Here is a 22,896-nt window from a genome sequence, read left to right as displayed (position 1 = left end):
CCTACTTGTTTAGGATGAGCTTGCCTTGGCGGGTGATCTTGAGGCGATAGAGCGAGCCGCCGTGCTCTATGCCCACTTCCCGGGAGCCGTCGAAGAGTTCGCGACTGCCATAGGTTTTCAGTTGCGGCTCAAGTGCACTCTCGCCGAAGCGAGGTTTTATCTGAGCCGGGACAGACCCGGTTGAATCGCCGCTGAGCTGGCTTTCAGGAATGCGATTTGCAGTTCTGTCGGAAACGGGTCCGCGCGGTAACCGCACTTGCATGTCGATATGGATTCGCCTGTTCATTTTCTCGCCTCAGCATCGACTTTCCACACGGTGATGACAGCAAATTTGTTTTGTTGACATCAACAGTCATGTTTATTAATCACTGCATTACTGGAATAATCGAGTCAAGTTTAAATCTCGCTTTTTTCAGCGCAAGCCCGGAAGAAACCGTCTTCCCAGCCAGCACGCGGCCTTCTCTTGAGGGGGAAGTCATAAACAATTGAATTTTTTAGTTTCTTCGTCACCCGTCGGGTCGACGAAGCGCGTCTGGGTCATGAAGGAAACATTGGAAATGCGGGCGACTGGTGGGGTTCACAAACGATCAATTCTGGCGAGCACGGGGCTTGCTGTCATTCTGGTGGCGATGACGTCACAAGCCTTTGCGCAGGAACAGAAAGCCTCTGAAGAAGAAGCTGGCGTTGCGTTGAAGACAATCACCATTCGCCGGGCGACCGACGCGCAGGCGCCAACGTCCGTGGCGGCACCGGTAGGTAGGGTCGACCGCGAAGAGATCAATCGTTTCGGTGGCACGAAGCTCGATGACGTGTTGCGTGGCACGGCAGGCGTGTTCACCCTGCAAAACGCTTCCAATCCGGGCGTCGCGGTCAATATCCGTGGTTTCGAAGGCTCCGGTCGCGTCAACATGATGATCGACGGCGTACCGCAGAACTATCGCAACACCGCGCACGATGCGCAGGGCTATGCCTATATCGACCCGAATCTGCTGTCAGAAATCGATGTGGCGCGCGGCGCCGTGACAACCGAAGGCGGAACCGGCCTTGCCGGCAGCGTCAATTTCCGCACGCTCGGCGTTGATGATGTCATTCTGGATGGCAAGGACAAGGGCGTCCTCGGCCGCGCTTCCTGGGGTAGCAATGGAACCGGCTTCTCCGAAATGCTGGCAGGTGCTGCCCGCGTCAATTCCATCGGCATTGTTGCGGCCATCAGCCGTCACGATTCCAACGATTACAAGAACGGCGACGGCGCGACCGTCGAGAAGACCGGTGAGGAACTGACTTCCGGCCTGTTCAAGGCTGAGTTCGGCCTTGGTGAAGACCAGAAGCTGACGCTCGGCGGTGTGCTTTACAACAACCACTACGGAACATATGCGAACGGCTACCGTCCGGGGACCTATACGATCTACGATATGTTCCTGCAGAACCGCACGTTCTTCGCACAGTATAACTACAATCCGTCGGACAACGATCTCATCGGCCTCGACGTCAACCTCTACCACAACAGCACATTGCAGAACTGGGAAGACGGTAATGGCAGCTTCGTGGGACGGCAGGTTTCGACCGAAACCACCGGCATGACAGCCTCGAATACGTCACGCTTCACCTTTGGCGAAGTGGCGGTCGCGTGGAAGAACGGTTTTGAAATCAACCGCGATACCGCTGGCGGCACCCAAACGGGCGTCAATCCGACGGATGCCACATCCAATCGCGGCGCGGTTTTCTCGGAAGCGACCTGGAATTATCAGGCCCTGCAAGTCGTTACCGGCCTGCGTTACGATTATTTCAAGCTCGAAAGCGAAGACAGCTCGATCTCTAACAGCGATGGTGAATTCAGCCCCAAGGTCACCGTTGCCTATAACCTGACCGACTGGCTGCAGCCTTACATCACCTATGCGCATTCCATGCGTTCGCCGAGCCTGCAGGAAACATTCCTCGGTGGCGTGGCGCATGCCGGAACGGGCATGATGCACGGCAACCCCAATCTTCGCCCTGAAAAGCAGCGCGGCTGGGAATTCGGTATCAATATCGCCCGCGATGGCATCCTGACCGCCGAAGATGGTCTGCGCCTCAAGGCCAATTACTACACGATGCGCGTTGAGGACTACATAACGGCTGCATCCGACTACAGCCAGTTCATCAATGTAGACGGCACTTCCACCGTCAAGGGCTTCGAACTTGACGCGCGTTATGATGCCGGCTTCGCCTTCGGTGGCATTGCTTACACGCATTCCACCTCTGAATTGCCTGAACAGACAGCCGGCATGGGTGCAAATCAATATCTGCCCGAAGACGTTGTAACGGTTACAGCCGGTGCGCGCTTCTTTGAACGCAAGCTCGAAAGCGGTCTGCGCGTCCAGCATGTTTCCAGCGGAAAGACGCTCGACGGAGATAACAGCGATCCCTACACGCTGGTCGACGTCTTCGCGAAGTACAAGTTTACCGACACGGTCGATCTTTCGCTTCAGGTGCTGAACATCACCGACAAGGAATACACCCCTGCTCTCAGCACCTATGGTTCTGGTCGCGGACGCACATTCCTCGTCTCCACACAGTTCCAGTTCTAAAACTTTGAGAGGCGCGCTCGCCTCTCATTCACGATCGTCGCATCTTCGAAGACCGACCAACCTGACCGCGGCGGCCTTCTGATCCCGAGATGTGACGCGGCGGGTGCAGCCCCTACCGCTGCACTCGCCAAAAGTTATATAAAGTAGCCAATCCCAAACCGGATGGAAAAGGATCAGCAATGTTCATAGCCATGAATCGCTTCAAGGTTCGCGTCGGCAGCGAAACCGATTTCGAAACAGTGTGGAAAAACCGAGACTCCAAATTGTCCGAACTTCCCGGCTTCGAAAGCTTCCACCTCCTGCGCGGCGCGACCAACGAAGAGGAAGGCTACACGCTTTATGCCTCGCACACGGTCTGGCGCAATCGCGATGATTTCGTCGCCTGGACCAAGTCCGAACAGTTTCGCGATGCGCATCGCAATGCCGGAGACAACAAGCCGCTCTATCTCGGACCACCGCAGTTTGAAGGCTTCAGTTCCGTTCTCGGTTCGTGACGCTCGGAAGAAACGCCTATCCACAAGGTGCGGCGAAATAGCGCATAATATCATGGCGGCGCCATTGGAACGCTGCCATGGCTATAATAAAATGGCAATTATCGTTTAAAGATGGGTAGTTAACTCATATTTAGAATGATTCTAACTTGTTGATTTTTAGAACATTTCAAAAACATAAAAATTGACAGAACAGAGCCCAACCGGCCATAACCTGACTTAATTTGGTGGGTTTTATAAACACCACTTAAGTAATGCCTTTAATGTTCGGGCCTTTAACCCTTGCAGTTGGAGGAACCATTGACCGGTTCAGTTCGGCCTTGCGCCACAAGTGAAATAAAGCTGCCCGTTTTTCGGGTCAGCGACATAGTAGAAATACACAGTGAGCCGGTAAAGTCTCTCCATTTGATGCTTTTGGCGTCCGATTTCTGCTTTGCAGGCATGGGGGATAGTTTCTCATGCTAGTCTGTAGCTGCAACGTTATTACCGATAAAGACATTGAAGCTGTTGTTATCGAGCTTCTCGATCAGGATTGCTGGCAACTTATCGTTCCCGGTACCGTCTATAATGTCATGTCCAAGAGCGGCCGTTGCTGTGGCTGCTTCCCAAACGTCGTGGAAACGATCATAAGGGTGACTGAAGAGTATCATCTTCGTCACAACCAAATGGACGAAAACGTGGTCCAGTTCATGGATCGTGTACGTTCTCTACGCGACAAATTCGGGAGTTCATGGAATGAAAGGCGAACCAAAGGTCATCGAGCGGCTTAACGAGGCATTGTTCCTCGAGCTTGGCGCTGTAAACCAGTACTGGCTTCACTACCGCCTCCTCAACGACTGGGGCTTCACGCGTCTTGCCAAGAAGGAACGTGAAGAATCCATCGAAGAAATGCATCACGCAGACAAGCTGATTGATCGCATTATCTTCCTCGAAGGTCACCCGAACCTGCAGACCGTGGCTCCGCTGCGCATCGGCCAGAACGTCAAGGAAGTTCTGGAAGCCGACCTTGCAGGCGAATACGACGCACGCGCTTCCTACAAGAAGTCCCGCGAAATCTGCGACGAACTCGGTGACTATGTTTCCAAGCAGCTTTTCGATGAGCTTCTGGCGGATGAGGAAGGTCATATCGACTTCCTCGAAACCCAGCTCGACCTCCTCGCCAAGATCGGCGAAGAACGTTATGGCCAGCTCAACGCGGCTCCGGCCGATCAGGCTGAGTAAGCCAAACTCACCAAGTAAACAGAAGCCGGGGCCTTGTGCTCCGGCTTTTTTTTATCATCTCAACTTTACCGTTGCCCCTTTATCGTGATATTGCGCGCCCAATTTCCGATATTTGCAAGGTTCTTCCAATGAGCGCACCGCGCGTCAGTTTTGTTTCTCTTGGCTGCCCGAAGGCGCTTGTCGATTCCGAACGTATCATCACCAGCCTTCGCTCCGAGGGCTATGAAATCTCCCGCAAGCATGACGGTGCCGATCTGGTCATCGTCAATACCTGCGGTTTTCTTGATTCCGCACGTGATGAATCGCTGGATGCCATCGGCCTTGCTCTCAATGAGAACGGGAAGGTCATCGTAACCGGCTGCCTCGGCGCAGAACCCGATGTCATTCGTGAGCGCCATCCGAACGTGCTGGCCATCACCGGTCCGCAGGCCTATGAAAGCGTGATGAGCGCGGTGCACGAAGCCGCCCCTCCCGCGCACGATCCCTTCGTTGATCTGGTGCCGCCGCAGGGCGTAAAGCTCACCCCGCGCCACTATGCCTATCTGAAAATTTCCGAAGGCTGTTCAAACCGCTGTTCCTTCTGCATCATTCCAGCACTACGCGGCGATCTGGTATCGCGCCCGATCGATCAGGTGCTGCGTGAAGCGGAAAAGCTGGTCAATGCAGGCGTGAAGGAAATCCTCGTCATCTCGCAGGATACGAGCGCCTACGGCCTCGACATCAAATATCAGGAAGCCATGTGGCAGGACCGCACGGTTCGCACCAAGTTCCTCGATCTCTCGCGCGAACTGGGCGACATGGGCGTGTGGGTGCGTATGCACTATGTATACCCCTACCCGCATGTCGATGAAGTCATTCCGCTGATGGCGGAAGGCAAGATACTGCCTTATCTGGATATTCCTTTCCAGCACGCCTCACCGGCGGTTCTGAAGAACATGCGCCGTCCGGCACATCAGGAAAAGACCTCGCGCCGCATTCAGGCCTGGCGTGAGACCTGCCCGGATCTGGCCGTGCGTTCCACCTTTATCGTCGGCTATCCCGGCGAAACGGAAGAAGATTTCCAGATGCTTCTAGACTGGCTCGACGAAGCCAAGATTGAGCGCGCCGGCTGCTTCAAATATGAACCGGTGAAGGGCGCGAAGGCTAATGATCTCGGCCTTGAGCAGGTCCCGGAAGAAATCAAGGAAGCGCGCTGGCATCGTTTCATGGCCAAGCAGCAGCAGATTTCGACCAATCTCCTCAAGAAGAAGGTCGGGAAGCGCCTGCCTGTCATTATCGATGAAGCAAACGGCACGATTGCCAAGGGCCGTACGCGCTACGACGCTCCGGAAATCGACGGCAGCGTTCACATCCAGTCACGCCGTCCGCTTCGCGTCGGCGACATCGTGACGGTGAAGATCGAAGCGAGCGACGCTTACGATCTGCATGGCATGGCGGTCTGATGGCGGCGGAAGCTGCCATAGCGATCAGAAAAGCCGCCGCGACTGACGTGGCGGCAATTGTCTCCATGCTCGCCGATGATGCATTGGGTGCGCAGCGCGAAGATGCGAGTCTCCCTTTGAGGGATTCCTACCGCAACGCCTTTGCAGCGATTGATGCCGATCCCAATCAGCTTCTGGCTGTCGTTGAACATGATGGCGAGATCATCGGCTGCATGCAGATCAGCTTCATACCCGGCCTGTCGCGAATGGGCATGTGGCGAGGACAGATCGAAAGCGTGCGGATTGCAAGCCACATTCGTGGCGGTGGAATAGGCCGCCAGATGATCGGGTGGGCAATCGAGCGGTGCCGTGAGCGCGGCTGCGGTCTCGTACAGTTGGCGACGGATAAATCGCGCTCCGACGCGCTGCGTTTCTATCAGTCGCTTGGCTTCACGGATAGTCACGAGGGACTTAAGCTATCGCTTTAAGAGGTGAATTCAATCCATTGTAAGAAAATAAAAAGGGCGCTTTGAGCGCCCTTTTCTGTTTCAGTCTGGAGAAACTTACTGTGGTAGCTTGTCGTCCACGCCAGCGACGTAGAAATTGAGGCCCAGCAGGGTCTTGTCGTCAGCCTGTTCGCCTTCTTTCAGCCAGACGGAGCCGTCCTGCTTCTTGATCGGGCCAGTGAAAGGCTTCAGTTCGCCCGACTTGATCTTGGCTTCGGTTTCCTCGGCCAGTTTCTTCACGTCGTCAGGCATATTGGTATAAGGCGCCATCTTCACGAGGCCTTCCTTCATACCCCACCAGATGTTCTGGCTTTTCCACGTACCGTCGAGAACAGCCTTGGCGCGATCGATATAATACGGGCCCCATTCGTCCACGACAGCGGTGAGCTGCGTGTCAGGCGCGAACTTGATCATGTCCGAAGCCTGACCAAAAGCCTTGATCCCGCGATCATGAGCCACCTGAATGGCAGCAGTAGAATCGGTATGCTGGGTGATGATGTCCACGCCCTGATCGATCAGAGCCTTGGCCGCATCGGCTTCCTTGCCCGGATCGAACCAGGAGTTGGCCCAGATCACCTTGACCTTGAAGTCCGGGTTGACCGACTGCGCGCCGAGCATGAATGCGTTGATGCCCTGCACGACTTCAGGAACCGGCACGGATGCGATGTAACCGGCAACGCCCTTTGTCGACATCTTGGCAGCGATCACGCCCTGCACATAACGGCCCTCGTAGAAGCGTGCATTGTAGGCGGACATGTTGTCGGCGGTCTTGTAGCCGGTTGCGTGTTCGAACTTCACGTCCGGAAACTTCTTGGCGACCTTGAGGGTCGGGTCCATATAGCCGAACGACGTCGTGAAGATCAGCTTGTTGCCAGCACGTGCCAGACGTTCGATGGAACGTTCGGCATCGGCACCTTCCGGAACACTTTCCAGAAATGTGGTTTCGATCTTGTCGCCAAGCGCCTCGACAAGCTCCTTGCGGGCCTGATCGTGCTGATAGGTCCAGCCGAAATCGCCCGGAGGTCCGATATAGATGAAACCGATCTTGAGTTTATCTTCTGCATGCGCTGCGCCGCCAAGCATAAAGCTGGCCGCAGTGGCCATGGCCATAAGCGTCTTTTTCATGTTCCCTGCACTCCTTGTTTTACCCACTAACCAAAACGAAAACCCTTGGGACGGTTTACGCCTACCCCTCAGCCGTTCATTCTATCGGTCAGGAACAAACGGCTTGCCGAGCGAAGCCGGCGTATTCATCATCGTCAGGCGCTTGTTGCGCGAGATGATGACCAGCACCACAATCGTCGCAAGATAAGGCAGCGCAGACAGAAACTGCGACGGCAAGCCAAAGCCAAGGGCCTGCGCGTGAAGCTGGCCGATGGTCACCGCGCCGAACAAGTAAGCACCGATCAATACGCGCCATGGTCGCCACGAAGCAAAAACGACAAGGGCAAGAGCGATCCAGCCGCGCCCGGCTGTCATGTTCTCCACCCATTGCGGCACATAGACGAGCGACAATTGCGCGCCTGCAAGACCGGCGCAAGCACCGCCGAACAGAACCGCCAGATAGCGCGTGCGCACCACATGCACGCCGAGTGCATGGGCCGAGCCATGGCTGTCGCCGATGGCGCGCAATGTAAGCCCCGCTCGCGTGCGGAACAGAAACCATGCCACACCGACAACCAGCAGGATAGACATATAGAAGATCGGGTCCTGACCGAAGAGGAACCGCCCGACAAGCGGCAGATCGGTGAGATAGGGAATATGGATTGCTTCAAGCCGGACGCCGGGAAGCCCGACAAAGCTTTCGCCGAGCAAGGCCGATGCTCCAACGCCAAGGATCGTCAGTGCCAGCCCGGTTGCCACCTGATTGGTGACGAGTATGAGCGTCAGAAAGCCAAAAACGGCGGAGAAAAGCGCACCGACCAGAACAGCGGCAAACAAGCCCAGCCAGGCCGAGCCGGTCATTTGTGCAATGGCGAAGCCGGACACGGCCCCCATCAGCATCATGCCTTCTACACCGAGATTGAGCACGCCGGAGCGTTCCACGACAAGCTCGCCGATGGCGGCGATCAGGAGCGGCGTCGCCGCCGTTGCAATCGTGAGAAGAATAGCCTGCGTCAAATCCATGAGATCAGGCCCTTCCCGCTTGGCGTCCGGATATGAAGCGAATGCGATAAAGGATGAGTGTATCGCAAGCGAGAACGAAGAACAGGATCATGCCCTGAAACACGCGCGCAGATTTTTCGGAGATGCCGATAGCAACCTGTGCAGCTTCGCCGCCAAGATAGGAAAGTGCCAGCACCAGACCGGCTGCTATTGCTCCCAGCGGATTGAGGCGCCCCAGAAACGCGACAATGATCGCCGTAAAACCGTAGCCCGGAGATATGACCGGACGAAGCTGGCCAATGGCACCGGAGGTTTCCGCGATGCCCGCGAGACCGGCAAGAGCACCGGAAACCGCAAAGACGAAGAACACCATCTTGCCTGCACTGAAACCCGCAAAACGCCCTGCCCTCGGGCTTTGGCCGATAACCTTGACCTCAAAGCCCTTCAGCGTGTGCTTGAGCAGAAACCAGACGAAAACCGCTGCAACGAGCGCGAAAATAAAGCCCCAATGCGCGCGACCGGATGCACTCCAGATTTCCGGCAGAATGGCGCTATCGCTGAACTGACGGGTTTCCGGGAAATTATATCCTTCCGGGTTGCGCCAAGGCCCGCGCACCAGCCAGTCGAGGAATAGCTGCGCGACATAGACAAGCATGAGGCTGGTCAGGATTTCATTGGTATTGAAGCGCACTTTCAGCAATGCCGGAATGGATGCATAAGCCGCGCCACCCGCCATCCCCATCAGCATCATCAACGGCAGAACCACCCATGACTGCAGGTCGGGAAACATGACGGGCAGGACCGATCCCGCTATAGCACCGGCGATAAACTGTCCCTCGGCACCGATATTCCAGTTGTTGGATAGAAAACAGACGCAGAGACCCACCGCGATCAGGATCAGCGGTGCGGCCTTCACGAGCAATTCATGCCATGACCAGATGTCGAATAACGGTTCGACAAAGAAGACGTAAAGCGCATGCAATGGGTCTTTGCCCATCAGCGCAAAGGCAAGTCCGCCGAAGATCAGTGTCAGCGACAGTGCAAGCAATGGTGACAAGGCACTGAAAAGTCTCGACGGCTGCGGGCGTTTGACGAGTTCGATCCGCATCATGCAGCTCCCGCCTTTCCGGAGATACCGCCCATCAGAAGGCCGATCTTTTCCAGCGTTACATCGGCAATCGGCAGAGGATCGGAAAGCTGGCCATGATTCATCACGGCAATGCGGTCACTGATTTCAAGAAGCTCATCAAGATCCTGGCTGATGACGAGAACTGCGGAACCGGAACGCGCAAGATCGACAAGCGCCTGCCGGATATGTGCTGCGGCACCGGCATCGACGCCCCATGTCGGTTGGTTCACAACCATGACCGATGGTGAGCGATCAAGCTCACGCCCGATGATGAATTTCTGCAGGTTTCCGCCGGAAAGGGCAGAGGCAGGCGGATTTTCAGCGCTCTTGCGCACATCCATCCGTTCAATAATGCGTCTTGCGGCCGACCGAAGAGCACTCTCTGCGATCAGCTTCATCTTGCCGCCTCGCAGAAACATTTTTGCATCGGTCTTGTATCGAGACAAGAACAGGTTGTCGGTCAGCGTCATGGTCGGAACGGCACCGTGACCAAACCGCTCCTCCGGCACGAAGGCCGCGCCCATCATGCGCCTTTCACTGATACCGGCCTTGCCTGCATCCCTTCCGCGAATACGGACACTCGATGGATTTGACTGCAGCACCTCTCCGGAAACGGCTTCAAAGAATTCACCCTGCCCGTTGCCTGCAACACCGGCAATGCCAACGACCTCGCCAGCGGCGACCGATAGGGAAATATCCCTCAATGCCGTCGAAAATGGTCCACGTGGCGGTTGCGACAGTGACCTGATTTCAAAAAGCGCATCTTTACCGGCATTTACTGCCACAACAGGGCTGCGTGCCACGATATTGATATCATTACCGACCATCATACGGGCAAGCGACGCGGCAGTCTCCTTGCGTGGATCGCAATGCGCAACGACCTTGCCATGCCGTAACACGGTTGCGCGGTCACAAAGGCGCTTCACTTCCTCCAGACGATGGCTGATATAGAGGATCGACTTGCCTTCGGCTTTCAGGCGCTCCAGCGTTTCAAACAGCTTGTCGGCTTCCTGCGGCGTCAGCACCGAAGTCGGCTCATCCAGAATGATAAGATCCGGCTTCTGAAGAAGGCAGCGCACAATTTCGATACGCTGGCGTTCGCCAACCGACAGATCGCCAACATGGGCTTGCGGATCAACCGGAAGTCCGTAAATCTTGCCAACCTCATGCGCACGCTTTGCAACGTCTGAAAGCGGCAGCGAACGGTCGAGCGACAGGGCTATATTTTCAGCGGCGGTAAGCGAGTCGAACAGCGAAAAATGCTGAAAAACCATGCCGATGCCAAGTTTTCTTGCGACACCGGGTTCGTCTATGGTGACCGGCTTCCCCTTCCAGACAATTTCGCCTTCAAGAGGTTGCAATGCGCCGAACAGCATTTTCACAAAGGTGGATTTTCCAGCGCCGTTTTCACCCAGAAGCGCGTGAATTTCGCCTTCCCCGATGGTGAGATCGACACCATCGCAGGCCCGCAGCTGACCAAATACTTTCGTGAGCCGGCGGACATCCAGAAGAGGCCGGTCGGTTAAAGGCGCTGTCATTGTTCCCCAATTGTATTTTTGTGAGACCTTATCCAGCAAGTCTGCTCTTGAAAAGCCTAAAAGCAAGCAGCGGTGGACATATGCACACCGCTGCAATCCTGGGCCTTATTATGGAAGCAGAATGGTAGTTCCTGTCGTTTTGCGGGCTTCCAGATCCTCATGCGCCTTGCTCGCATCCTTGAGCGCATAGGTCTGGTTGATCTCGATCTTGACGGCTCCGCTTCCGACCACATCGAAAAGCTCTGCTGCCGTCTTTTCGAGGTCCGCCCGCTTGGCGATGTAATTGAATAGCGTTGGACGTGTGGCGAACAGCGAACCCTTCTGCGCCAGAATGCCAAGATCGAACGGCGGAATGACGCCAGACGATTGCCCGAAGCAGGCAAACATGCCAAGCGGCTTCAGCACGTCGAGCGAGCCCATATAGGTATCGCGCCCAACGGAATCATAGACGACGTCAACCCCCGCTCCGTCGGTCAGTTCCTTCACCTTTTCGGCAAAGTTCTCGGTACGGTAGTTGATGACATGGTCGTAGCCATGCTTTCTGGCCAGCGCGATCTTTTCTTCCGATCCCGCCGTACCGATGACCTTGGCGCCAAGGTGCTTCGCCCATTGTCCGGCAATCAAGCCCACACCGCCAGCAGCCGCGTGAAACAGGATCGTCTGCCCCGGTTCCACCTTGAACGTACGCCGCAGAAGATATTGCGCCGTCATGCCCTTCAACATCATGGAGGCGGCGGTTTTCAGGTCAACATTGTCTGGAACCTTGACCAGCCGGTCGGCTGGGAGAATGCGCTCGTCTGCATAGGAGCCCGGCGTTGCCACATAAGCAACGCGGTCGCCGACACGAACATCCCCAACGCCTGGACCAACCGCAATGACCGTGCCCGCACCTTCATTGCCGGGCGTAAACGGCATCTGGGCCGCCTTGTAAAGCCCGGTGCGAAAATAGACGTCGATAAAGTTCAGACCGACGGCTTCATGGTGCACTTTCGCCTCGCCCGGACCGGGTTCGCCTATCTCGATCTGTTCATACTTCATGACTTCCGGCCCACCGGTCTGATGGACGCGAATGGCATTGATCATCATGCTTCTCCACTCTTCTTTGCGGCAGCGGCTTTCTCAGCCGCGACGACGGTGGCAGTTCGTCCCAATCCCGGGAAAAACTGCATGACAGCGCCGATGAAGTAGATGTAGAGGCCCGTCACGGATATGCCGACGCGGACCCACAACGGCGCGTCCAGAGTATAATAGAGCGCAGCCGCACCAAAGGCACACCAGAGCAGGAAAACCGTCAGGTTAAGTGGTCGCAGGCGCACAACGCGCACCGGATGCAGGAAGTTGATCGGCAGGAACGACAGGATTGCCGACACGACAACCGTTGCAAAGGCGACCCACTCTCCCGGCCTGACTATGAAAAGCGTAAAGACCACCATGTTCCAGACGACCGGGAAGCCCTTGAAGAAGTTCTCCTTCGTCTTCATGCCGGTGTCGGCATAATAAATCGCGCTCGAAACCACGATGATCGCGCCGGAAATGAATGACAGATACGTCCCCATGAATCCGCTCTGATATAGCGCGAAGGCTGGTATCAGAACATAGGTAACGTAATCGATGATGTTGTCGAGAAGTTCGCCAGACCAGTTTGGCAGAACATATTTGACTTCGAGCTTGCGTGCGATGGGGCCGTCGATACCATCGACGAAAAGCGCCAGTCCCAGCCACCACCACATGGCCGTATAGCGCCCGTCACTGGCCGCCACTATGGAAAGGAACGCCAGAAACGAACCCGATGCCGTCAGAAGATGAACCGAAAACGCCTTGGCTTGCGGCGCGGTGACTTTCTTGGCTTTGAGTTTTCCGGTCAGTTTGGTTTTCACGCCGTCCGCCATTTCAGTTTGTCGCCGCGCATATCCCGCCCAAGACATTCCCCGCATCGTGCTTTTCAAAAATCGATTCCGATTTTTGAAAAGCACGATGCATTAATTCAACAAGTTAGAGCGTCCATTGTGCGTCCGCAAGGACGCACGGCGCTCTAAGGCAGCGAGTACATTTCATCAAACGGGGAGCGCGTACACCAAACAAACTGACGTCCCCAACTCTCAAGATCGTTGAATAGCTTCTCCCCCAGGAAAAGCCATGATCTTGCAGCAGCTTTCCCTGAATAAGCACAAAAGAGCAAGTAAGGCGTGAGGCAAATCCGCCATAATCCCACGGAAGAATGGTCTTTTGCCTGCAATTCGGTTTAAGTGCAGCTCAAACGCATCCGTCTGGAATCATCGATGGATGCGACATGCATAGCGAACGGTCACGAGGTCTGCGCTGTCGGACCAGGGATAAAACACGATGAACGATCTTGTTGTGAACAAGCCTCTCACTGATATTGTCATCAGCGGCAGCGGGCCTGCCGGAATGATGGCAGCGCTGGCGCTTGGCACAAAAGGCTATCGCACCGTGTTGCTGGGACCGGAGACAGACAAGAGCGACCGCCGCACCACCGCACTCATGATGCCTGCCATCAGATTACTGGAGGGACTGGGCGTCTGGTCGGATATCGAGCCGGAAGCAGCCCCCCTCGCTTCCATGCGCATTGTCGACGCGACGCGACGGCTCGTGAGAAGCCCAACCGTGACCTTCCGCGCGGGTGAAATCGACGAGACCGCGTTCGGCTACAATATCCCCAATGCCGTTTTGAACGAGAAACTGGCTGGGGCCGTTTCCCGCAATCCGAATGTCCAACGCATCAATGCCTCCGTCATCGAATATCGCCACAATGGCGACCACGTGACCATCACTCTTTCGGGTGGTGACACGTTGCATACGCGGCTGGTCGTGGCAGCCGATGGGCGCAATTCCATGGCTCGCGAAGCGGCAGGCATCCGCATACGCCGCTGGAGCTATCCGCAGACAGCCGTTGTGCTTTCCTTCTCGCATAGTGTCGACCACGAGAATATTTCGACGGAATTCCACACCGAAGAAGGCCCTTTCACTCAAGTGCCGTTGAAAGGCAAGCGCTCAAGCCTCGTCTGGGTGGTCAATCCGGGTCGCGCCGAAGCGCTTCTCGCGCTTGATGAAACGACGCTCGCTCAGCGCATCGAAGACATGATGCAGTCCATGCTGGGCAAGATTAAGCTCGAAATCAAGCCGCAGGCCTGGCCCCTTTCCGGCCTCGTGCCCCATGTCTTTGCGGCCAAGCGCACGATTCTGATCGGTGAAGCCGCGCATGTGTTTCCACCGATTGGCGCACAAGGCCTCAATCTGGGCTCGCGCGATGTCGAAACGCTGGTCAAGGCTATTGAAAGCGATCCAGTCGATCCGGGTTCAGATCGAGTCATCCGCGCCTATGACCGCGCCAGACGTCCGGATATTCTGGCCCGCACCGGCTCGGTCGATGCGCTCAATCGTTCGCTTCTCTCCGGCATGCTTCCAGCCCAGATCGTGCGTGGAGTCGGATTGGAAATGCTTCGCTCTTTTGCGCCACTGCGCGCGTTCTTCATGCGTGAGGGGCTTCGTCCCGGCAGCGGTTTCTCACATTTTCTACCAAAACTGCCGAGCCTTCCACAACGAAGCGACGGAAAGCGCTCCAGCTAAGATCGTTTTCAGATCATCCGAGACATCGAACAGACAGAATTGCCGGTTGCCGCCGACTTTAATTTGTCACGCGGTGAACTACATAGTGTTGCATGGGTATGACACAGATAAAGCACGCGAAATTTCAGATCGGTCAGGTCGTCAGGCACCGGTTGTTCCCGTTCCGCGGGGTTATCTTCGACGTGGACCCCGAGTTTGCGAATACTGAGGAATGGTACGAGTCCATTCCAGAGGAAGCGCGCCCGCATCGCGACCAGCCTTTTTACCATCTGCTCGCGGAAAACGCGGAATCCGAATATGTCGCCTATGTATCGGAGCAGAACCTGGTGCCTGATCTAAGCGGCGAGCCTTTGCGCCATCCTCAGATCGAGGAGATGTTTGATCGACAGGACAACGGTTCTTATCGCGTAAAATCACAGCATTCGAACTAGGATAGAAGTTTCGTCTCAAGTCATGGTTCAAAACAAAAGGGGCGCTTGAAGCGCCCCTTTTTCATAACATACCGGACAGACAGCAGCTTAGTTAGCTGCGCCCTTTGCCTTGTCCTGTTCAGCCTTCATCTTGGCTTCAAAATCCTTCTGGCGCTTCTGGACGGCGTCCTGAAGTTCCTTCTGGCGTTCTTCCAGTTCCGACTGCTTGAGAGCCGGACCGGTCAGGGCGCCGGAGAAGCCGGTGAGTGCAACCGGAATCGGGTTCGGCTTGTTCTGATAGTTGACCGAAGTCAGGGTCAGCTTGCCGCCCTTCTTGAGCGCATTGATAAGATCGTCCGTCAGTGGAGCTTCGGCGATGCAGCGATCCGGGAAGCAGATGCCGTATTCAAGCTTGACCGGCTTGTTGTTGTCGATCTGGAGGCCGACACCGGCAGGAATCAGACGACCAATAGGAACAGTCACCTGGAAGATCTTGCGGTTGATCTTGCCTTTAATCTCGATGAGGTTGACGGCAGTCAGGAGCTGGCCGGAATCCGCGGTGACGATGTTCTGCGTGTTGCAGATGTCATTGTCTTCCTGCTTCGAGCAAACCTTGAACCAGCCCTGTGGCGGCTGCTGCGCCGATGCGGACATCGTCGCGGAGGCAAGCAGGGCGAACGCGCCAGCAATGGCAGATGCGGCAGCGATTGTCTTAGTGCTGGACATGATCAACAGGTTCCTTTCAACGCTCTGATCTATAGTTCCCGTTCTGTATTATAAGTCAGCGATAGACCGTCACTGGTTTGAAAATGCGGCAACAGCGTGACCTTGGGGATTTTAGCCCCCATCCGGACCCTTCCGGGCCCCAATCCGGAGCCGTGTTACAACGACTAGGGGTATGAATCCAGATGAGTTTCGACATTCCATGCCCGGAATCCGCCAAAATCTTTATTTTAGCCCTTACTGTCGCGTGGCGGACACGCCCTAATTCCGCACTTAATGTACGATCATGCTAGTTTTCGGTTCCGAATCGACGCTTCCGGCGGCGACCATCAAACTTATTTACAATGGACGATTGAAGTTGAACGGATTGATTGCCTTTCTCCGCAACGTGGTTCTTGCGAGCCTTACCGGAGCTGTCGTCGGCGTGCTGCCGGCGCAGGCGATAGCCGAAGCACAGCCGGACTATGCGCTCTCCATGCATGGAGATGTGGCGCTGCCTGCTGACTTCACCCATTTTCCTTACGCAAACGCTGACGCTCCAAAGGGCGGCGCCATCACAATGGGCGTTAACGGTACTTTCGACAGTCTCAACCCATTTGTGCTGAAAAGCATGCGGACGACGGCGCGCGGCCTGTTCGGGGATGTTGACCTCGGCAATCTGGCTTATGAAACGCTCATGCAGCGGTCGCGGGATGAACCCTTTACCCTTTACGGTCTGCTGGCTGAAAAGGTTGCGGTCGATCCAGATCGCAAATGGGTCGAATTCACCCTGAACCCGAAGGCAAAATGGTCCGACGGCCAGCCGGTGACGGTGGACGACGTTCTCTTTACCTACGACATCCTGACGGAAAAGGGACGCCCTCCCTACAATAACCGTATGAGTCGAATCGATAAGATCGAAAAGACAGGGGAACGCTCCGTTCGCTTCACCTTCAACGACAAGTCGGATCGCGAATTTCCGATGCTGATCGCTTCGTCGATGCCTGTCCTGCCAAAGCACGCCATTGATCGCGAAACCTTCGGCAATTCATCCCTTAAGCCGCCTGTCGGCAGCGGCCCTTATCTCGTTTCCGGCGTGCAGCCCGGCCAGCGTATCATCTATAAGCGTAATCCAGACTATTGGGGCAAGGATCTGCCATCGCAGCGCGGCCTCAACAACTTCGATACGTTGACGATTGAATATTACAGAAACGAGACGTCCCTGTTCGAGTCTTTCAAGAAGGGCCTGCTGGATGTCTTCATCGAGGCAAACCCTACTCGATGGGAGAAGCTTTATGACTTCCCGGCTGTAAAACAGGGCCGCGTTATCAAGGACAGCTTTGAAAAAGGCACGCCTGCCAACATGTTTGGCTTCGTGTTCAACACACGCCGCCCAATTTTCGCCGACCGTCGCGTACGGCAGGCTCTGGGGCTGCTGTTCGATTTCGAATGGGCCAACCGCAACCTTTTCGCCGATCAATACCGCCGCACGCAGAGTTTTTGGGAAGGATCGGAGCTTTCTTCCGTCGGCAAGCCTGCCGATGAGCGCGAGAAGCAGTTGCTGAAACCATTCCCCGAAGCCGTTCGCGACGATGTCATGAACGGTACATGGCACCCGCCCGTAACGGACGGCAGCGGTCATGACCGCACGCCAGCAAAGAAAGCCTATGATCTGCTGACTGAGGCCGGTTTCCAATTTGAACACGGTCTCGCAGTCGATCCCGCCGGCAACCCGCTTAAATTCGAGATCATGACGCGCTCGCCCGACGAGGAAAAAGTCGCACTGGCCTATAAGCGTAATCTCGCGCGACTGGGCATCACAATCGAAATACGCACTGTGGACGACGCCCAGTATCAACAACGTCTCCAGACATTCGACTACGACATGATTCTCGGAGCGCTGACCGGGTCGCTTTCGCCCGGCAACGAACAATGGATGCGCTGGGGCGCAGCCTCGCGTGACGTTCAGGGAAGTTTCAACTATCCAGGTGTTGCCGATCCGGCAGTAGATGCGATGATTGAAGCGCTGCTGGCAGCCAGAAGCCGCGCCGATTTCGTGAGTGCGGTCCGCGCGCTCGATCGCGTGCTTATCTCCGGGGATTATTACATTCCGCTCTACCACCTGCCCTATCAGTGGGTGGCGCGCTGGGATCGCATCGATCACCCGAAGAAGACTTCGCTCTATGGCTATCAACTGCCCACCTGGTGGCGCGCAAAGCCATGATCGGGCTTTAACGTTGATGTAATTCGCCCTACATGCACCCAATATATGATGAGCATTCAACCGGAGGCGACGCCTCTGGTTCCCGTATGGAGACACTGCCATGGCCACCAGAAAGATAACTATCGATGTCGTGTCCGACGTCGTCTGCCCTTGGTGCTTTCTGGGGCGCAAGCGCCTCGAGGCGGCTCTTGCCATGGTGCCGGATGTGGAGGCGGAAGTACGCTGGCGCCCCTTCCAGCTCGATCCGACCCTGCCTCCGCAGGGAAAGGACCGCCGGACCTATATGCGAGAGAAATTCGGCACAGGCGGAAAGATCGATGACATCCACAAGCAACTGACGCAGCTTGGCGAGGAAAACGGCATTGTCTTCGATTTCGACGCCATCGCCCGCGCGCCAAATACTCTCGACGCCCATCGTGTCATCCATTGGGCTGCACAGGCTGCTCCCGATACGCAGGACCGGATGGTCGGCATGTTGTTCTCGCTCTATTTCGAGCAGGGACAGGATATCGGCGATCATGAAGTGCTGGTCGATGCGGCGGCAAGTGTCGGCATGGATGCCGCAGTTGTTGCCCGTCTCCTGCAAAGCGAGGCCGACAGGGCAACGATTCGTGAAGAGATCGATACTGCCAGCCGCATTGGCGTGCGCGGCGTACCTTGTTTCATCATCGATCAGAAATATGCTGTCATGGGCGCTCAGACGGCAGATGTCCTTGCTGACGCCATCCGCCAGACGGCAGAAGGCTTTGAGCCGGGGATTTCTGAAGATCGCTAGAGCGGTTCCTGTTTTAACAGAATCGTCGGAACCGCTCTAACTATTTGCTTTGTCGCATTGTCCTACGCAAAACCGCTTCGCACTTTGGCTGGAAATAATCGAGTTAGAGTTATGTCGCTCTATCTGAAATCATGGCTGTTCACATGCTGGATAGTCGCTCTGATTTTTACCATTTCTTATTGGCTGCCGCTGTTTGAGCAGTTACCGGAGCCCCTTGGTCTGATCGCAGGCTTTGCATTTTTCGTCGGACATGCACTCGCGATGTTGTACGGCTTTTATTGCCCGGAATGCGGTCTTTCAGTCTATCAGAGCAAAAAGGGCTTTATCGTTGGATACGGCCCAATTCCACATCGCAATTGCGGGCATTGCGGGCGCGATCACTCCCGCACGGAGTGAAATGATCTTCACCCCACCGCGATCTTCGCCAGTTGCGTCATGATGACGGCAGAACCGTTGAGGCGCTTTTCCGGTGTCGGCCAGTCGCGGATGAAGACGATGCTCTGATCCGGCCTGATCTTGGCCATGGAGCCCTGTTCGCCGATCATTTTCACCAGCCCGACAGGATTGTTGAAGGTCGCATTGCGGAACTGGATGACCACGCCCTTCGGACCGGCATCGAGCTTCTCGACATTCGCGCGGCGGCAAAGCGCCTTGATATAAACAATCTTGAGCAAATGCTGCACTTCGTCGGGCATCGGACCGAAACGGTCGATGAGTTCGGCACCGAAGGCATCGATATCCTGCGGCTCTTCCAGATCAGCCAGACGGCGATAAAGGCCAAGACGCAGTTGCAGGTCGGGCACATAGGCTTCGGGGATCATCACGGCAGTGCCGATCGCGATCTGCGGCGACCACTGGCTGTCCTCAACTTCGACAGTGCCCTTGAGCGTGGCCACCGCCTCTTCCAGCATCTGCTGATAAAGCTCGAATCCAACTTCCTTGATATGGCCCGATTGCTCTTCGCCGAGCAGATTACCTGCCCCGCGAATATCCATATCGTGGCTGGCAAGCTGGAAGCCTGCGCCCAGCGTGTCGAGCGACTGCAGAACCTTGAGGCGACGTTCCGCCATCTGCGTCAGCATCTTACCCGCCGGAAGGGTGAACAGCGCAAAGGCGCGTTGCTTGGAACGGCCGACCCGACCGCGAAGCTGGTACAACTGAGCCAGGCCGAACATATCGGCGCGGTGCACGATCATCGTGTTGGCCGTCGGAATATCGAGGCCGGATTCCACGATGGTCGTAGACAGAAGTACATCATACTGGCCGTCATAGAAGGCGTTCATGATGTCATCCAGCACGCCCGGCGCCATCTGGCCATGGGCCACGGCCACTTTCAGTTCGGGCACATGCGTTTTCAGGAACTCTTCGATCTCGCCAAGATCGGAAATGCGCGGGCAGACGTAGAAACTCTGGCCGCCGCGATAGCGTTCGCGCAAAAGCGTTTCGCGAATGACGAGCGGATCGAACGGCGAGACAAAGGTGCGCACCGCCATACGATCGACAGGAGGCGTGGTGATGAGCGAGAGTTCTCGCACACCGGTCAGCGCAAGCTGCAAAGTGCGCGGAATCGGCGTGGCGGACAATGTCAGCACATGCACGTCCGACTTCAGTTCCTTCAGCCGCTCCTTGTGCTTGACGCCGAAATGCTGCTCTTCATCGATGATGAGCAGGCCGAGATTCTTGAACTTGATCGAGTTGCCGAGCAGCGCATGCGTGCCGACGACAATATCGACGGTCCCTTCTTCCAGCCCTTTCTTGGCAGCAGCAAGCTCCTTCGTGCCGACAAGACGCGAGGCATGGGCCAGATTGATCGGCAGGCCATGGAAGCGCTTCGAGAAGGTCTTGAAATGCTGGCGTGACAGAAGCGTCGTCGGCACGACGACCGCCACCTGAACGCCGCTCATCGCAGCAATGAAGGCGGCACGCAGCGCTACTTCCGTTTTGCCAAAGCCCACATCGCCGCAGATCAGGCGATCCATCGGCTTGCCAGCAGCCAGATCATCCGCCACGGACTCGATAGCAGTTAGCTGGTCGTCGGTTTCATCATAGGGAAAACGAGCGGAGAATTCGGCATAAAGTCCGTCCGGCGGCGTCATCACCGGCGCACCGCGCATCTGCCGTTCGGCAGCGATCTGGATCAGATGCCCGGCAATCTCAAGCAGGCGTTTCTTGAGCTTAGCCTTGCGCATCTGCCATGCGCCGCCACCAAGCTTGTCGAGAACCGCATCGGAGCCTTCCGAACCATAACGCGAGAGCAGCTCGATATTTTCAACCGGCAGAAACAGCCGGTCATCACCCGCATAATGGATTTCTAGACAGTCATGCGGAGCACCAGCGGCGGTAATGGTCTTGAGGCCAATGAAGCGGCCGATACCGTGATCGACATGGACGACAATATCGCCAGCGTTTAGCGAGGCGACTTCCGAGATGAAATCCTGATCGCGCTTGCGACGCTTGGAACGGCGGATAAGACGGTCACCCAGAATATCCTGCTCGGCCACAATGACGAGATCGCCAGCATCGAAGCCGCTCTCGACGGCCAGCACAGCAGCCGTTACCTTGTCGCGCGATAGCGCCTTGACGGTAGAAAGCCGGTCAACCGACTCGATTTTTTCCAGCCCATGTTCATCAAGGACCTGCAAAAGACGGTCGAGAGAACCTTCAGTCCAGGCAGCAACCAGCACTTTCTTGCCCGCTGCACGCAGTTCTGCAATATGCTTCACCACCGCCTCGAACAGGTTCACGTCGGTAGCGGCGCGCTCCTCGGCAAAGCTGCGGCCCTTATGCACATCCGCATGAACAATCGTCCGCCCTGTAACCTCCGGCGCACCGAATGGCGTCAGGTCGATGCGCACGCCCCCGGCTTCGGCGTGCTTCTCGACCTCTGACGGTGTGAGATAAAGCGCTTCCGGCTTGACCGGCTTGTAAGGCACGGCATCGCTGCCCGGCTCCTTGCCTTCCGCCTGTCTCAGCCGCGCCTCGTAATGATCGACAACCATGGTGTGGCGCTCGGTCAGCGCTTCATGCACCAGATGGTCGAACACCACCGGCATATTGCCCACATGGTCGAACACAGTATCGAGCTTGTCATAGAACAGCGGCAGCCAGTGTTCCATGCCCGCAAAACGGCGACCTTCGCTGATTGCCTGATAGAGCGCGTCGTCGCGCTGCGGCGCACCGAACATCGCGACGTAATTCTTGCGGAAACGGCTGATCATGTCCGGCGAAAGCGTGATTTCGCTCATCGGCTGGAGCACGAACTCCTTGCGGGTACCCGTGGTGCGCTGCGAAGCCGGATCGAAAGCGCGGATTGATTCCAGTGTGTCGCCAAAGAAATCAAGCCGCAGCGGCTCTTCCGCCCCCGGCGCATAAAGATCGAGAATGCCGCCACGAACAGCAAATTCGCCGATGTCGCGCACGGTGGAAACACGTTCGAAACCGTTACGCTCCAGCCGGGATGCCAGATCGTTCATATCCAGCTGGTTGCCGGGACGCGCCGAAATCACCTGTTCTGCAATAGCCGCTTCCGGCGGCAGCTTTTGCAGAACGGCATTGGCTGTGGTGAGAATGATGGCCGGATGCGGCGTCTTTTTCAGCTCGGACAGCGCGCTGAGTGCGGCCAGCCGGCGTGCAGATGCGTCTGCGCCGGGCGACACACGGTCATAGGGCAAGCAATCCCATGCAGGCAGATGCAGAACCGGCATATCCGGTGCCACGAAATTCAAGACTTGCTCCAGATCGGCAATGCGCTGCCCGTCGCGCACGATATACATGATCGGCCCGCGTTCGCCGATCTCTTCCGCCAGACGAATGAGACAGAACGCCTCGTAACCGTCGGCAACGCCGTCGATCACGATATGACGATTTGCCCCGAGCGCGCTGGAGGACTTGAGACCTAGTTTGCTGAAAACGGGCATGGGAACCTTGAACTCAGAATTCTATGCGGTCGCGGAAAGCGACAATATCGCGGAACAGAGGCGTGTCGTAATCTGCCGGGATCGGGCTTTCACCCGTCACCCATTTGAGAAGATCGCGGTCAAGCACTTCAAGAATATGCTCGAACTCATCGAGCTGCGGGTCGGTGAAGCCGACAATATATTCATCCGCATATTGCCCGAGGATCAGATCCATCTCGCGCATACCGCGATGCCACGCGCGAAACAGAAGCTTGCGGCGCCGTACGTCCAGATTTTCCGTCGCCAATGTGCTGCCAGTCAT

21 protein-coding genes are annotated in these 22,896 nt (G+C 56.3%); 11 read left to right on the top strand and 10 right to left on the bottom strand.

Annotation, left to right across the window (positions count from 1 at the left end; genetic code table 11):
• Nucleotide 1 precedes the first annotated feature (1 nt).
• Entirely contained in the window at nt 2-262 is a 261-nt protein-coding gene (hemP, locus tag F9K91_RS18765; protein ID WP_328593080.1) for a hemin uptake protein HemP, read from the bottom strand.
• Between the two features lie 223 nt (nt 263-485).
• On the opposite strand from hemP, the gene F9K91_RS18760 reads away from it, so the two are divergent.
• The 6 genes from F9K91_RS18760 to F9K91_RS18735 all read left to right on the top strand — a co-directional run bounded on the left by F9K91_RS18760 (nt 486) and on the right by F9K91_RS18735 (nt 6,188).
• The gene (locus tag F9K91_RS18760) at nt 486-2,567 is read left to right on the top strand and encodes a TonB-dependent receptor domain-containing protein (protein ID WP_235913259.1); all 2,082 of its coding nucleotides are present in this window, start codon (nt 486-488) and stop codon (nt 2,565-2,567) included.
• A 179-nt stretch (nt 2,568-2,746) separates the two neighbouring features.
• A complete protein-coding gene (locus F9K91_RS18755; protein ID WP_151557906.1) occupies nt 2,747-3,061 on the top strand; it encodes an antibiotic biosynthesis monooxygenase family protein in 315 nt (104 codons plus the stop codon).
• A 455-nt stretch (nt 3,062-3,516) separates the two neighbouring features.
• Nucleotides 3,517-3,828, top strand: coding sequence for a (2Fe-2S)-binding protein (locus F9K91_RS18750; RefSeq protein ID WP_151557908.1), 312 nt, complete (start codon nt 3,517-3,519; stop codon nt 3,826-3,828).
• Entirely contained in the window at nt 3,794-4,279 is a 486-nt protein-coding gene (bfr, locus tag F9K91_RS18745) for a bacterioferritin (protein WP_010658824.1), read from the top strand. The genes F9K91_RS18750 and bfr overlap by 35 nt, the downstream gene beginning before the upstream one ends.
• Before the next feature lie 128 nt (nt 4,280-4,407).
• Nucleotides 4,408-5,721, top strand: a complete 1,314-nt coding sequence (gene rimO / locus F9K91_RS18740; RefSeq protein ID WP_151557910.1) for a 30S ribosomal protein S12 methylthiotransferase RimO — start codon at nt 4,408-4,410, stop codon at nt 5,719-5,721.
• Nucleotides 5,721-6,188 carry a GNAT family N-acetyltransferase gene (locus F9K91_RS18735; RefSeq protein ID WP_151652529.1) on the top strand — a complete coding sequence of 156 codons (468 nt, stop codon included), beginning with the start codon at nt 5,721-5,723 and terminating at the stop codon, nt 6,186-6,188. The genes rimO and F9K91_RS18735 overlap by 1 nt, the downstream gene beginning before the upstream one ends.
• Nucleotides 6,189-6,263: 75 nt before the next feature.
• Here F9K91_RS18735 and F9K91_RS18730 read toward each other — a convergent pair whose 3' ends face one another.
• The 6 genes from F9K91_RS18730 to pcsA form a co-directional block, all read right to left on the bottom strand.
• Nucleotides 6,264-7,331: a BMP family ABC transporter substrate-binding protein gene (locus tag F9K91_RS18730; protein WP_061345366.1), complete on the bottom strand. Its 1,068-nt coding sequence runs from the start codon at nt 7,329-7,331 to the stop codon at nt 6,264-6,266.
• A gap of 81 nt (nt 7,332-7,412) precedes the next feature.
• Nucleotides 7,413-8,333 carry an ABC transporter permease gene (locus F9K91_RS18725; RefSeq protein WP_061345367.1) on the bottom strand — a complete coding sequence of 307 codons (921 nt, stop codon included), beginning with the start codon at nt 8,331-8,333 and terminating at the stop codon, nt 7,413-7,415.
• Between the two features lie 4 nt (nt 8,334-8,337).
• Nucleotides 8,338-9,420 (bottom strand): ABC transporter permease, encoded by a 1,083-nt coding sequence (locus F9K91_RS18720; RefSeq protein WP_151652556.1) that lies wholly within the window; start codon nt 9,418-9,420, stop codon nt 8,338-8,340.
• On the bottom strand, nt 9,420-10,979 hold the full coding sequence (locus F9K91_RS18715) for an ABC transporter ATP-binding protein (protein ID WP_151678430.1): 1,560 nt from the start codon (nt 10,977-10,979) through the stop codon (nt 9,420-9,422). Before F9K91_RS18715 ends, F9K91_RS18720 begins: the two co-directional genes overlap by 1 nt.
• Nucleotides 10,980-11,087: 108 nt before the next feature.
• Nucleotides 11,088-12,062, bottom strand: a complete 975-nt coding sequence (locus F9K91_RS18710) for a quinone oxidoreductase family protein (protein ID WP_151678440.1) — start codon at nt 12,060-12,062, stop codon at nt 11,088-11,090.
• On the bottom strand, nt 12,062-12,868 hold the full coding sequence (gene pcsA / locus F9K91_RS18705; RefSeq protein WP_151678439.1) for a phosphatidylcholine synthase: 807 nt from the start codon (nt 12,866-12,868) through the stop codon (nt 12,062-12,064). Before pcsA ends, F9K91_RS18710 begins: the two co-directional genes overlap by 1 nt.
• A gap of 454 nt (nt 12,869-13,322) precedes the next feature.
• Between pcsA and F9K91_RS18700 the strand changes: the two genes are divergently transcribed.
• Both F9K91_RS18700 and hspQ read left to right on the top strand, forming a co-directional pair.
• A complete protein-coding gene (locus F9K91_RS18700; RefSeq protein ID WP_151678429.1) occupies nt 13,323-14,567 on the top strand; it encodes a UbiH/UbiF family hydroxylase in 1,245 nt (414 codons plus the stop codon).
• A gap of 92 nt (nt 14,568-14,659) precedes the next feature.
• Nucleotides 14,660-14,998 carry a heat shock protein HspQ gene (hspQ, locus tag F9K91_RS18695; protein ID WP_061345372.1) on the top strand — a complete coding sequence of 113 codons (339 nt, stop codon included), beginning with the start codon at nt 14,660-14,662 and terminating at the stop codon, nt 14,996-14,998.
• Between the two features lie 87 nt (nt 14,999-15,085).
• On the opposite strand, the gene F9K91_RS18690 is transcribed toward hspQ, so the two are convergent.
• Nucleotides 15,086-15,703, bottom strand: coding sequence for an invasion associated locus B family protein (locus tag F9K91_RS18690; protein WP_151678428.1), 618 nt, complete (start codon nt 15,701-15,703; stop codon nt 15,086-15,088).
• Nucleotides 15,704-16,052: 349 nt separating this feature from the next.
• On the opposite strand from F9K91_RS18690, the gene F9K91_RS18685 reads away from it, so the two are divergent.
• From F9K91_RS18685 to F9K91_RS18675, 3 genes are all read left to right on the top strand, one after another.
• Nucleotides 16,053-17,903, top strand: coding sequence for an extracellular solute-binding protein (locus tag F9K91_RS18685; RefSeq protein WP_151678427.1), 1,851 nt, complete (start codon nt 16,053-16,055; stop codon nt 17,901-17,903).
• A gap of 100 nt (nt 17,904-18,003) precedes the next feature.
• The gene (locus F9K91_RS18680; protein WP_061345373.1) at nt 18,004-18,678 is read left to right on the top strand and encodes a DsbA family oxidoreductase; all 675 of its coding nucleotides are present in this window, start codon (nt 18,004-18,006) and stop codon (nt 18,676-18,678) included.
• Between the two features lie 111 nt (nt 18,679-18,789).
• Nucleotides 18,790-19,074 (top strand): LIM domain-containing protein, encoded by a 285-nt coding sequence (locus F9K91_RS18675; protein ID WP_151557922.1) that lies wholly within the window; start codon nt 18,790-18,792, stop codon nt 19,072-19,074.
• An 8-nt stretch (nt 19,075-19,082) separates the two neighbouring features.
• Here F9K91_RS18675 and mfd read toward each other — a convergent pair whose 3' ends face one another.
• Complete coding sequence (gene mfd / locus F9K91_RS18670) at nt 19,083-22,595, bottom strand: transcription-repair coupling factor (protein WP_151678426.1); 3,513 nt, start codon at nt 22,593-22,595, stop codon at nt 19,083-19,085.
• Nucleotides 22,596-22,608: 13 nt separating this feature from the next.
• Nucleotides 22,609-22,896: an FAD assembly factor SdhE gene (locus F9K91_RS18665; RefSeq protein ID WP_061345376.1), complete on the bottom strand. Its 288-nt coding sequence runs from the start codon at nt 22,894-22,896 to the stop codon at nt 22,609-22,611.

Source organism: Brucella tritici, from assembly GCF_008932295.1.
Taxonomy (GTDB): domain Bacteria; phylum Pseudomonadota; class Alphaproteobacteria; order Rhizobiales; family Rhizobiaceae; genus Brucella; species Brucella tritici.
The sequence above is the reverse complement of the archived record's forward strand: the minus strand, read 5'-3'. Positions and strand labels throughout refer to the sequence as shown.

Coding starts and splice junctions, on each gene's coding strand:
- hemP (WP_328593080.1), bottom strand. CDS start 262: ATGCAAGTGCGGTTACCGCGCGGACCCGTTTCCGACAGAACTGCAAAT.
- F9K91_RS18755 (WP_151557906.1), top strand. CDS start 2,747: ATGTTCATAGCCATGAATCGCTTCAAGGTTCGCGTCGGCAGCGAAACC.
- F9K91_RS18750 (WP_151557908.1), top strand. CDS start 3,517: ATGCTAGTCTGTAGCTGCAACGTTATTACCGATAAAGACATTGAAGCT.
- bfr (WP_010658824.1), top strand. CDS start 3,794: ATGAAAGGCGAACCAAAGGTCATCGAGCGGCTTAACGAGGCATTGTTC.
- rimO (WP_151557910.1), top strand. CDS start 4,408: ATGAGCGCACCGCGCGTCAGTTTTGTTTCTCTTGGCTGCCCGAAGGCG.
- F9K91_RS18735 (WP_151652529.1), top strand. CDS start 5,721: ATGGCGGCGGAAGCTGCCATAGCGATCAGAAAAGCCGCCGCGACTGAC.
- F9K91_RS18730 (WP_061345366.1), bottom strand. CDS start 7,331: ATGAAAAAGACGCTTATGGCCATGGCCACTGCGGCCAGCTTTATGCTT.
- F9K91_RS18725 (WP_061345367.1), bottom strand. CDS start 8,333: ATGGATTTGACGCAGGCTATTCTTCTCACGATTGCAACGGCGGCGACG.
- F9K91_RS18720 (WP_151652556.1), bottom strand. CDS start 9,420: ATGCGGATCGAACTCGTCAAACGCCCGCAGCCGTCGAGACTTTTCAGT.
- F9K91_RS18715 (WP_151678430.1), bottom strand. CDS start 10,979: ATGACAGCGCCTTTAACCGACCGGCCTCTTCTGGATGTCCGCCGGCTC.
- F9K91_RS18710 (WP_151678440.1), bottom strand. CDS start 12,062: ATGATCAATGCCATTCGCGTCCATCAGACCGGTGGGCCGGAAGTCATG.
- pcsA (WP_151678439.1), bottom strand. CDS start 12,868: ATGGCGGACGGCGTGAAAACCAAACTGACCGGAAAACTCAAAGCCAAG.
- F9K91_RS18700 (WP_151678429.1), top strand. CDS start 13,323: ATGAACGATCTTGTTGTGAACAAGCCTCTCACTGATATTGTCATCAGC.
- hspQ (WP_061345372.1), top strand. CDS start 14,660: ATGGGTATGACACAGATAAAGCACGCGAAATTTCAGATCGGTCAGGTC.
- F9K91_RS18690 (WP_151678428.1), bottom strand. CDS start 15,703: ATGTCCAGCACTAAGACAATCGCTGCCGCATCTGCCATTGCTGGCGCG.
- F9K91_RS18680 (WP_061345373.1), top strand. CDS start 18,004: ATGGCCACCAGAAAGATAACTATCGATGTCGTGTCCGACGTCGTCTGC.
- F9K91_RS18675 (WP_151557922.1), top strand. CDS start 18,790: ATGTCGCTCTATCTGAAATCATGGCTGTTCACATGCTGGATAGTCGCT.
- mfd (WP_151678426.1), bottom strand. CDS start 22,595: ATGCCCGTTTTCAGCAAACTAGGTCTCAAGTCCTCCAGCGCGCTCGGG.
- F9K91_RS18665 (WP_061345376.1), bottom strand. CDS start 22,896: ATGACTGGCAGCACATTGGCGACGGAAAATCTGGACGTACGGCGCCGC.